General features: G+C 65.6%; 1 protein-coding gene. It reads left to right on the forward strand.

From position 1 onward, the window contains the following. Window positions 1-139 precede the first annotated feature (139 nt). On the forward strand, window positions 140-1,057 hold the full coding sequence (locus JCM21793_RS23105) for a pseudouridine-5'-phosphate glycosidase (RefSeq protein WP_025031875.1): 918 nt from the start codon (window positions 140-142) through the stop codon (window positions 1,055-1,057). Window positions 1,058-1,066: the final 9 nt, after the last annotated feature.

Below are 1,066 nucleotides of genomic sequence, written 5' to 3' on the forward strand. Positions count from 1 at the left end.
CGTGGCCGCCTCCGGGCTTGCCATTGCCTCCGCCGCGGCAGCGCCCGAATTCGACGACAGCGCATTCAACGCGGCGCTTGCGCGGGTGCCCGCGCCGCGTTCTGTTTCTTAGGATCAGGACCCTAAAGGAGTTTTTCCCGTGCGTTCCAACAACATTATCGACGTCCACGCGCCCGTCGCCGAAGCCCTTGCCAAAGGCAGGCCGGTGGTGGCGCTGGAAAGCACCATCATCACCCATGGCATGCCCTGGCCGCGCAACAACGAGATGGCCGGAGACGTGGAAGCACTGATCCGCGAAGAAGGCGCCGTGCCCGCCACCATCGCCGTTATCGACGGGCGGCTGAAGATAGGCCTGTCGGACCAGGAGCGCGAAAAGCTGGCCCAGGCAAAGGACCCGATGAAACTGTCGCGCGCCGATCTCGCCTTCGCAATCGCCGAGGGCAAGAGCGGCGGCACGACGGTCGCCGCGACCATGATCGCCGCGCGCATGGCCGGCATAGCCGTGTTCGCAACCGGCGGCATCGGCGGTGTTCACAAGGGGGCGGAGACGAGTTTCGACATCTCCGCCGATCTGGACGAACTGGCACGCACGCCTGTCATCGTCGTCTCTGCCGGCCCCAAGGCAATCCTCGATACGGAGAAGACGCTGGAAGTTCTGGAGACGCGCGGCGTTCCCGTGATTGCCTACGGGACCGACACGATGCCGGCGTTCTGGTCGCGCAATTCGCCCTACCCCGCGCCGCTGCGCCTCGATACCGCTGCAGCGATCGCGCGCTTCCAGGCGACGCGCACTGCGCTCGGAATCGATGGCGGCATGCTGATTGCCAATCCGGTGCCGGCCGAAGAGGAGATCGCCGCCGATGTGATGGCCGGGCATATCGCAACGGCTCAGCGGGACGCGGACGAGAAAGGCGTATCGGGCAAGGATGTGACGCCGTTTCTGCTCGCCCGCATTCTGGAACTGACGGACGGAGCAAGCCTCGTCACCAACATCGCACTGGTGAAAAACAACGCGCGGCTTGCGGCGCGGATCGCCATGGCGCTGGCCGCCGAATAGAGCGTCGGA

The organism is Nitratireductor aquibiodomus NL21 = JCM 21793, assembly GCF_000615975.1.
GTDB lineage: Bacteria > Pseudomonadota > Alphaproteobacteria > Rhizobiales > Rhizobiaceae > Nitratireductor > Nitratireductor aquibiodomus.